General features: G+C 63.6%; 4 protein-coding genes and 2 pseudogenes. 4 read left to right on the forward strand and 2 right to left on the reverse strand.

Going from position 1 to position 10167, the window contains the following annotated elements; all coding sequences use genetic code 11:
- The 4 genes and pseudogenes from gltB to VLR48_RS16295 all read left to right on the forward strand — a co-directional run.
- Positions 1–3783: glutamate synthase large subunit (gltB, locus tag VLR48_RS16280; protein ID WP_325292797.1), on the forward strand; the 3783-nt coding region annotated here is incomplete at its 5' end.
- The gene (locus tag VLR48_RS16285; RefSeq protein WP_325292798.1) at positions 3776–5242 is read left to right on the forward strand and encodes a glutamate synthase subunit beta; all 1467 of its coding nucleotides are present in this window, start codon (positions 3776–3778) and stop codon (positions 5240–5242) included. The genes gltB and VLR48_RS16285, both read left to right, overlap by 8 nt.
- A 196-nt stretch (positions 5243–5438) precedes the next feature.
- Positions 5439–6442 (forward strand): annotated as a pseudogene (locus VLR48_RS16290) (ATPase, T2SS/T4P/T4SS family).
- A gap of 7 nt (positions 6443–6449) precedes the next feature.
- Positions 6450–7505 carry a PilT/PilU family type 4a pilus ATPase gene (locus tag VLR48_RS16295; RefSeq protein WP_325292799.1) on the forward strand — a complete coding sequence of 352 codons (1056 nt, stop codon included), beginning with the start codon at positions 6450–6452 and terminating at the stop codon, positions 7503–7505.
- 31 nt (positions 7506–7536) lie between these two features.
- Here the strand turns inward: VLR48_RS16295 and gspD are convergent, their stop codons facing one another.
- Both gspD and VLR48_RS16305 read right to left on the reverse strand, forming a co-directional pair.
- The gene (gene gspD / locus VLR48_RS16300; protein WP_325292800.1) at positions 7537–9813 is read right to left on the reverse strand and encodes a type II secretion system secretin GspD; all 2277 of its coding nucleotides are present in this window, start codon (positions 9811–9813) and stop codon (positions 7537–7539) included.
- Positions 9794–10167, reverse strand: a pseudogene (locus VLR48_RS16305) (hypothetical protein); the annotation flags it as partial. The gene gspD and the pseudogene VLR48_RS16305, both read right to left, overlap by 20 nt.

Here is a 10167-nt window from a genome sequence, read left to right on the forward strand (position 1 = left end):
CAGTCGGACTCCGCCTGCTTCGACAACGCGCTCGAGCTGCTGGTGATGGGCGGCTATTCGCTCGCTCACGCGATGATGGTGTTGATCCCCGAAGCCTGGACCGGCAACCTCTTGATGGACGATAAGCGCCGCGCCTTCTACGAGTATCACACGGCCTTGATGGAGCCCTGGGACGGTCCCGCTGCGGTCGCCTTCACCGACGGGCGCCAAATCGGCGCGACGCTGGATCGCAACGGTCTGCGCCCCGCACGCTATTTGGTCACCAAGGACGACATGGTCGTGATGGCCTCCGAGATGGGCGTGCTCGACATTGCCGAGGAGCGCATCGTCAAGAAGTGGCGTCTGCAGCCCGGCAAGATGCTCCTGATCGACCTGGAGCAGGGCCGCATCATCGACGATGCCGAGATCAAGACACAGCTCGCCGAGGCGAAGCCCTACGGCGAATGGCTCAAGAAGACGCAGATCCGGCTCGACGAGCTACCGACGAGTGTCGGACCCATGTCGCCGGACGATGCGACCCTGTTGGACGCCCAGCAGGCCTTCGGCTACACCCAGGAAGACATCAAATTCCTGTTGAGCCCGATGATCCTCACGGGTCAAGAGGCTGTCGGCTCAATGGGTGCGGATAATCCGCCGTCGGTGCTTTCGAGCCGTCCCAAGCATCTCTCGACCTATTTCAAGCAAAACTTCGCGCAGGTCACCAATCCGCCGATCGACCCGATCCGCGAGGAGCTGGTGATGTCGCTGGTGTGCATGATCGGGCCGCGCCCGAACCTCCTGGGGATCAACGAGGCCGGCAAGCACTGGCGCCTCGAGACCCCGCAGCCGGTTCTGACCAATCAAGATCTGGAGCGGATTCGGCACATCGAGTACAGCGCCGGTGCAGCCTTTCGGACCCGCACGCTCGATATGGTCTACGCGGCGTCCGAGGGCGCCGAAGGCATGGGCTCGGCGCTCGATCGACTCTGCGAGCAGGCCGAGCAGGCGGTCTTGGCCGGCTACAACATCCTGATCCTCTCCGATCGCAATACCAATCTCGACCACATCCCGATCCCGGCGCTGCTCGCCACCTCGTCGGTGCATCACCATCTGATCCGACGCGGTCTGCGCACCAGCTCGGGCATCGTGGTCGAAACCGGTGCGGCCCTGGAGGTTCATCACTTCGCCACGCTGGAGGGCTACGGCGCCGAGGCGATCAACCCCTATCTCGCCTTCGACACCATCCAGTCGCTGCTGCCGCATCTTCCCGAACCGCTGACCTTCGAAGAGGCCCAGAAGCGCTACATCAAGGCGATCGGCAAGGGTCTGCTCAAGGTCATGTCGAAGATGGGCATCTCGATGCTCGAGTCCTATTGCGGGGCACAGATCTTCGACGCGATCGGGCTGAACACGCCCTTCATCCAGCGTTATTTCACCGGCACTCAATCGAAGGTGGAAGGGATCGGTCTGAAGGAGGTCGCAGAGGAGGCGGTGCGCTGGCACGCGCAAGCCTACGGACGCGAGCAGATCTACCGCAAACACCTGGACGTCGGCGGGGACTACGCCTATCGACTGCGCGGCGAGGATCATGTCTGGACCCCCGAGACCATCTCCAAGCTCCAGCATGCGACCCGTGCGAAGAGCTTCGAGACCTTCGGCGAATACTCCCGCCTGATCAACGACCAGTCCGAGCGGCTTTTGACCCTGCGCGGCCTCATGGAGCTGAAGTTCGCGCCCGAGCCGATCCCGATCGAGGAGGTCGAGCCGGCCAGCGCCATCGTCAAACGCTTCGCGACCGGCGCCATGTCCTTCGGCTCCATCTCGCCCGAGGCACATTCCACGCTCGCCAAGGCGATGAACGCGATCGGCGGCAAGTCCAATACGGGTGAAGGCGGCGAAGAGCCCGAGCGCTTCCAGCCGCTGCCCGACGGCTCGCCGAACCCGGAACGCTCGGCCATCAAGCAGGTCGCCTCGGGGCGTTTCGGCGTCACGACCGAGTACCTGGTGAGCGCGGACGATATCCAGATCAAGATCGCCCAAGGTGCCAAGCCGGGCGAGGGCGGCCAGCTGCCGGGCCACAAGGTGAGCCCGCAGATCGCCAGGGTCCGTCATTCCACGCCGGGAGTCGGTCTCATCTCCCCGCCGCCGCATCACGACATCTACTCGATCGAGGACCTGGCGCAACTCATCCACGATCTGAAGAACGTCAATCCGAAGGCCCGCATCTCCGTGAAGTTGGTCTCCGAGGTGGGCGTCGGAACGGTGGCCGCGGGCGTCTCCAAGGCCCATGCGGACCACGTCACCATCGCCGGCTACGACGGGGGCACGGGCGCCAGCCCGCTTACATCCATCAAGCACGCGGGCTCGCCTTGGGAGATCGGTCTGGCCGAGACCCATCAGACGCTGGTGCTCAACCGGTTGCGCGGGCGTATCGCGGTTCAGGTGGACGGCGGCATGCGCACCGGACGGGACGTGGTGATCGGTGCCTTGCTCGGGGCCGACGAGTTCGGGTTCGCGACCGCGCCCTTGATCGTCGAGGGCTGCATCATGATGCGCAAGTGCCATCTGAATACCTGTCCGGTCGGTGTGGCGACCCAAGATCCGGAGCTGCGCCGCCGCTTCACCGGACAGCCCGAGCATGTGATCAACTTCTTCTTCTTCGTGGCCGAAGAGGTCCGTCAGCTGATGGCCAAGCTCGGTTTCCGCACCGTGAACGAGATGATCGGTCATTCCGAGCGGCTCGAGATGCGGCGTGCGATCTCGCACTGGAAGGCCCGCGGTCTTGATTTCTCGCGCTTGCTGGCGCGCCCGGACGTCGGTTCGGACGTGGCGATCTACAACAGCGAGAGCCAGGACCACGGTATCGACAAGGCGCTCGATCACCAGCTGATCCGGCAGGCCGGTCCGGCGCTCGAACGCCGCGAGCCGGTGCGGATCGAGACCGAGATCAGGAACTATAACCGCTGCTTTGGCGCCATGCTTTCGGGCCGAGTCGCCGAGCGCTTCGGGCATGCCGGTTTGCCCGAGGACACCATCTACATCAAGGCCAAGGGCACGGGCGGTCAGTCCTTCGGCGCCTGGGTTGCCGCGGGCGTCACCATCGAGCTCGAGGGCGAGGCCAACGACTATGTCGGCAAGGGCCTTTCGGGCGGACGGCTCATCATCTATCCTCCGGCCGAATCCGCGATCGAGCGCGCCGAAGACAACATCATCGTCGGCAATACCGTGCTGTACGGCGCGATCAACGGCGAGTGCTACTTCCGGGGCGTGGCGGGCGAGCGCTTCTGCGTGCGCAACTCAGGCGCCATCGCCGTGGTCGAGGGTGTCGGTGATCACGGCTGCGAGTACATGACGGGCGGTATCGCCGTCGTGCTGGGGCCGACCGGGCGAAACTTCGCGGCGGGGATGTCCGGCGGTGTCGCCTACGTCCTGGACGAAGACGGCACCTTTGCCGACCGCTGCAATCTGTCGATGGTCGAGCTCGAGCCGATCGCACGCGAGGACGACATCCTCGAGGCGCTCGACCACCAGGGCGGCGACCTCGAGACGCACGGTCTCGTGGATCTGAGTCAGGACATGAGTCGTTACGATGCCGCCCGGCTTAAGCGTCTCGTCCTGAACCATCTGCACTACACCAACTCCGACGTGGCGCGCCGGATCCTCGACGATTGGGAGAGCTATCGAACGCGGTTCGTCAAGGTGATGCCGGTCGACTATCGCCGGGCGCTCGAAACCATGCAGACGCGCCAAAGCCGTCCGCCACAGACGATCAAGCAGTCGAAGGGGATTGTGGATCATGGGTAAGCCGACCGGATTCATCGAGTTCGACCGACGCGACCGGCGCTATCAGCCGGCCGCCGATCGCGTCGTGCACTACAACGAGTTCGTGATCCCGATGGCGGATCGCGAGGTCAGCGAGCAAGGTGCCCGCTGTATGGATTGCGGTATTCCCTTTTGTCATCGGGGTTGCCCGGTCGACAATCTCATCCCGGACTGGAACGACCTAGCCTATCGGGGTGACTGGCAGTCCGCGATCGATGTCCTGCACTCGACCAACAACTTTCCGGAGTTCACCGGGCGCATCTGTCCCGCACCCTGCGAGGCCGCCTGCACGCTGAATCTGAACGACACGCCGGTCGCCATCAAGACGATCGAATGCGCCATCGTCGACAAGGCCTGGCAGGAAGGCTGGATCAAGCCGCTGGTCCCGGAGCGACGCACCGGCAAGCGTGTCGCCGTGGTCGGCTCGGGTCCAGCCGGCTTGGCAACCGCACAGCAGCTTGCACGCGCCGGCCACCAGGTTCACCTGTTCGAGAAGGCGGATCGCATCGGTGGGTTGTTGCGCTACGGAATCCCCGATTTCAAGCTGAGTAAATCGCTGATCGACCGACGCATGGCGCAGATGCGCACCGAAGGCGTCGAGTTTCACACCAACGCCCACATCGGAGTGGATATCCCGGTCGAGCGGTTGCGCGAGGAGTACGACGCGGTGGTCCTCGCGGGCGGGTCGGAGAAGCCACGTGATCTGGAGGTGCCCGGGCGCGAGTTGTCCGGAATCCATTTCGCGATGGACTTCCTGACGCGCAACAGTAAGCGCGTCCAGGGCTCCTACGTCCCCGAGGACGACTTCATCAGCGCTCACGGCAAGCATGTCGTCGTCATCGGGGGCGGGGATACCGGCTCGGACTGTATCGGGACCTCCAATCGACACGGTGCGAAATCGGTCACCCAGATCGAGATCCTGGACAAGCCACCGGAGAAGGAAGACAAGGGATTGACCTGGCCGGATTGGCCGAATCGGCTGCGGACATCCAGCTCACAGGAAGAGGGCTGCGAGCGGTTGTGGAATGTCGCATCCAAGGCGTTCGTCGGCGACGAGAACGGCCGCGTCAAGGCGTTGCGCTTCGAGCTGGTGCGCTGGGAACGCACCGACGGAGGTCGCTGGCAGATGCAGACGGTCCCGGACAGCATCGGCGAACTCAAGGCAGACCTGGTGCTCTTGGCGATGGGATTCGTGCATCCGGTTCACGAAGGTATGATCGCCGAGCTTCGCGAGAAAGCGGGGCTCGAGCTGGACCCGCGAGGGAACATTAAGGGCGCCACGGACGGGCCCGGCGCCTATCACACCTCGGTCGACGGCGTCTTCTGCGCCGGGGACATGCGACGCGGACAGTCGCTCGTGGTGTGGGCCATCCGCGAGGGCCGCCAGTGCGCGAGGGCAGTGGATGAGTGGTTGATGGGCCGCTCCGATCTAGCGCGTTGAGCCCGGTCGGGACGCCTTGTGCGCTGCTTGGGGTGTGTTCGCGTAGCCTAGCTGCGCCGGATCCCCCAAGCAGCGTCGCTGACGCGGTCGGACTTTCCGAGGTATGCCTTATAGATCACGGCGCGGCTCGGATCCGGTCGGGCCGCTCTTCGGCGCCTCATGAAGGCGACATCGAGTCGAAAGGTCGGGATTAGAGATGGATCGTCAGCAAGCCGCCCATTTCCTGCTCGATTGCCTGCGCAAGATGATGGCCAAGAAGGGCTCCGACCTCTTCATCTCCGCGGGTTTTCCGCCGGCCTGTAAGATCGACGGGCGGATGACGCCCATCAGCGAGCAGGCGCTGACTTCCGCACAGACCAACGTGCTGGTGCGCTCCATCATGAACGACCGGTAGATTCGCGACTTCGACGCCACGAAAGAGTGCAATTTCGCGATCAGCCCGCAGTCGATCGGTCGGTTTCGGGTCAACGCCTTCATCCAGCAAGGTCATTGCGGCGCGGTCCTGCGCACCATCAATGCGTCGATACCGAGAGTTGGGAAATCGCGCTGATGAACACGCTGCGCCAGGCACCGGACGTCATCTTGATCGGCGAGATTCGCAGCCGAGAGACCATGGAGCATGCCATCAACTTCTCCGAGACAGGCCATCTCTGCCTCTCGAAACTCCACGCCAACAACGCCAACCAAGCCCTCGACCGCATCATCAATCTGTTTCCCGAGGAGCGACGTGCCCAGTTGTTGATGGATCTGTCCCTGAACCTCAAGGCGGTGATCTCCCAGCGTCTACTGCCCTGCACGAACGGTGGTCGCATTGCGGCGGTCGAGGTCTTGATCAACTCGCCCTTGATCCAGGATCTGATCTTCAAGGGCGATGTCGGGTCCATCAAGGCGATCATGAAGCGCTCGCGCGAACAGGGCATGCAGACCTTCGACATGTCGCTCTTCGATCTTTACGAAGCGGGTAAGATAAGTTACGAGGATGCGTTGCGCAGCGCCGATTCCATGAACGAGCTGCGCTTGGCGATCAAGTTGGAGGGCCACGAAGCCCGGGGCAGGGATCCCTTTGCCGAGACCGACAGTCTGAGCATCCTCGGGGACGGCGATGGCGATTCGTTCGACTCGACCCTGTTCAGCGAGACCGTGACGAATTCCACCATGATCGACGGACTGCCCGGATCGGACCGCGGTCGAAAGCCTTAGCCCCGAAATGGATATCAACCCTTATCTCGAGATGATGATTCGACACAAGGCGTCGGATCTCTTCTTCGTCCCCGGGGCACCGGCCAAGATCAAGATCGAAGGCGTCATCCGCTCGATCGGCGAGACCCCTTTGACGCCGGCTTTTTGTCGGGAGGCGATTGCCTCCCTGCTCGACGCGGACCAGGAGCGGGAGCTCGCGGAGTCGCTCGAGCTCGATTTCGCCGTCGCCTTGGAGGATCGTGGACGCTTTCGAGTCAACGCATACCATCAGCGCGGCCAACGGGCGATGGTCCTGCGCTACATCCGCAGCAGCATTCCGACCCTCGAGGAGTTGGACCTACCCCCAGTTTTGAGCCAATTGGTGATGCACAAGCGGGGCATCATCCTCATGGTCGGCGCGACGGGATCCGGGAAGTCGACGACACTCGCCGCGATGATCGGTCATCGCAACCGCACGGCGCCGGGTCACATCATCACCATCGAAGACCCGATCGAGTTCATGCATCCCCACCAGCAGTGCATTGTCAGCCAACGCGAGCTCGGGCTGGATACCAAGGACTACCGGCGGGCGCTGAAGAGTGCCTTGCGCGAGGCGCCCGATGTCATCCTGATCGGCGAGATCCGGACCCGTGAAACCATGGAGGCGGCGATCGAACTGGCGGGGACGGGTCATTTGGCCATCTCGACACTGCATGCCAACAATGCGTATCAGGCGATGGAGCGGATCGTGAACATGTTCCCGCAGGAGATGCACAAGACGCTCTTCACCGATCTCTCGGCCTACATGCGTGCCATCGTGTCGCAACGCCTGGTTAGAACCACCACCGGCGCGCGCTGTGCGGCCATCGAGATCTTGGTCAACACGCCGCACGTCGCCGACCTCATTCGAGACGGGCACATCGAGGCAATCGAGGAGGCGATGCAGGGACACGGCGAGGAGGGAACAACCACCTTCGACGAGGCGCTTTTGAAGCTCTACCACAAGGGCGCCATCACGTTGGAAGAGGCGCTCGCCAACGCTGACTCGGCCCCGAACCTCGAGGCCAAGATCAACTTCGGATAATGCCGGCCCTGCCGGCCGAGCGCGGAGCCGATCAGAACTTCATCTGAAGCCCGCGGACCTTGTTGCGGAAGTCACGCGTGACCGTCTCGGCGTCCTGATCGCTCGCGATGACCTTCGGTGTCAAAACCACGACGAGCTCGGTCCTTCTCGATGCCTTGGAGCGCTGCCCGAAGAGTGGTCCGGCGAAGGGGAGGTTGTAGAGTCCGGGAACGCCTTGATTGCCGTCGCTTCGCTCGTTTTGAATCAGGCCGCCGAGAACGACGGCTTGATTCGAGCGCACGGCAACCGAGCTGGTAATGTTCCGCGTGGAGAATGTCGGCGAGTCGAGCGCCGAACCGCCGCTACCGACCTCGTCGACCGTGCTCACCTCCTGCTCGATCTCCATCTGCACCAGACCGCCCGGGGTCACCCGCGGCTTGACCGACAGCATGACGCCGGTGGGTCGATACTCGATGGTGTTGACGACGCGATCGTTCGTGGCTAGGCCCTGCTGTTGGGTGGTCGCGATCGGGACCTCTTTGCCGACCTGGATCTTCGCGGTCTGATTGTCCAGGACCATCACGGACGGGGACGACAGGACATTGACCAGGTTGTCCTGGGCCAAGGCGCTCAAGGTCGCTCGGATGGTATCGGGGCGACTGATGACGGCCCAGTTGAAGCCGGGGAAGCTCAGGCCGACGCTGTTGGCGAGCGAGTCTCCGGAGCCCAAAGTGAATTGGCTGCGCTGGTCCTTGGTCGCGAGTCCGAAGAGATTCCATTGGACCCCGTACCTGAGATTACCCTCCAGGCTGATCTCGACGATGGTGGCCTCGACCAAGACCTGCAGGGGCAGGATATCAAGCTGTTTGAGTGCGTCGAGGATCTTCTTGTAGTCCCTCGGGCTCGACCGGACCATCAGCGAGTTGTTGGTCGCGTCGGCAACGATACTGACCGGCGAGGACAGCTCGATCTCGCGCGAGGAGCTGCGGCGCGGTGCCGACTGTCCACCGACACCCCCGCCGTCCGAGCCGCCTAAGCCGCCTAAGCCGCCGGTTCTGTCGCTGTCGCCGGTCGAGCCGATCGAGGAGCCGCCCAAGCCGGGCGCGACGCCGCCGACGTCGGACGTTCGCTGTGACCCCTCTCCACCGAAGAGTTGGGAGAGGGTGTCTGCCAGATTCTCGGCGTCGCCGTGGCGCACCCGATAGACGAAGAGGCGCTCGGCCGCATCGCCGGTCGCCTCGGCCATGTCGAGACGTTCGATCCAGTTGCTCGCCTGTTGGAGGTAACTGGCCTGGGGAGAGACCACGAGCACGGCGTTGGCGCTCTCGACCGGGACGAACCTGAACACGCCCTTGAGGGGGTTGCTGCCTTCGTCCCCGAGGAGGGTTTGAAGCTGGGTCACCACCTCGTTGGCCTTGGCGTATTCCAGGACAAAGAAGCCGACGGAGAGCCCCGCCATCCAATCGACGTCGAAGACGCGGATGGTGTCGAGCAGATTGCCCATGTCCGGACTGGTTCCGGCGATCACCACCAGGTTGCGGAGGTTGTCGACGCGAATCACGCTTCCTTCGGGCGCCAGAGGCTGGAGGATATTGCTCATCTCCTCCGCGCCGATGTATTGCAGAGGCACGACCTGAACGCTGTAGCCCTCGGGGAGGGCTCGACCGGACTCGCCGAGCTGGGGAACCACGCGACCCTGGACGGCATTCGCGAGCGGAACCACCTCGTAGGTGCCGCCCGAGTAGACGATGGCGGCGTTGTTCATGCGCAGCAGTGTTTCGAGGGTCGGGATCAGATGGTCGCGACGCAGGGGGCGCCCGGTCTGCAGGGAGGTGACACCTTGCACCGCGGGATGCAGGACATAGTTCACCTGGAGCAGATCGCCCAAGATCACCTTGACGACCTCGCGGATATCCGTCCCGTCGAAATTCAGGGTCACGTCGCCCGGGGTGGTGTCCACGCTGGGCGGTGAAATCTCGCGGACAAAGGTCCCGGTGCCGCGCTGGAGTGACTCGACGGCGCCACCGGGCTCGTCCTCTTCACCGAGGGCGATACTCATGGCTTCGGTCGTGCCCGGCGAGACGATGCCGCGGTCCCCGCCCTGGAGGGCACGGGTTCCGTCCTCTCCCATGTCGTCGATTCGGACCGTGGGATCCCAGTAGGCGCGCTCGCACGCCGTGGAGACGACTGCAACGATCAAGAGGGCCGCGAGTCGGGGTAGGTGACCGGCGAGAAACCGGGCACCGAAACGGCGCGATGGGTCCATCGATATCGTGCTCACATCGTCTCGGTTCGACAGGCCGATGCGGTCATTGGTCCTGGGTATCATTGGTCCGGGGATCCGCGGGTTGAAGCACCCGGGGCGGACGCCGCGGGACCGGCATCGGGGCAGCCGGGGTGGGTGTTTTTCCGTAGTCGCGCAATATTAGCGCATCCTGCTCGCCTTGTCGCTCCAGCAGGATACGATCCGGGAGGATGGTCTGAACGGACCAGCCCTCCAGATCGTCGCCGATGCGCAGGCGTCTGAGTTTCGGCTCGTTCGGATCCTGTATCCAGGCCGAGACCAGTGTCGGCGTGATGATGACCGCGCTCAGGTTCATGCCGTCAAGCGAGGTAAGCCCTTCCGTCTCGGGGGGCGCCAGCGCGTCCGGATCGACCTCCTCTTCCGGTCGACGCTGGGGAC

This window comes from Thiocapsa sp., assembly GCF_035467215.1.
Classification (GTDB): Bacteria; Pseudomonadota; Gammaproteobacteria; order Chromatiales; family Chromatiaceae; genus Thiocapsa.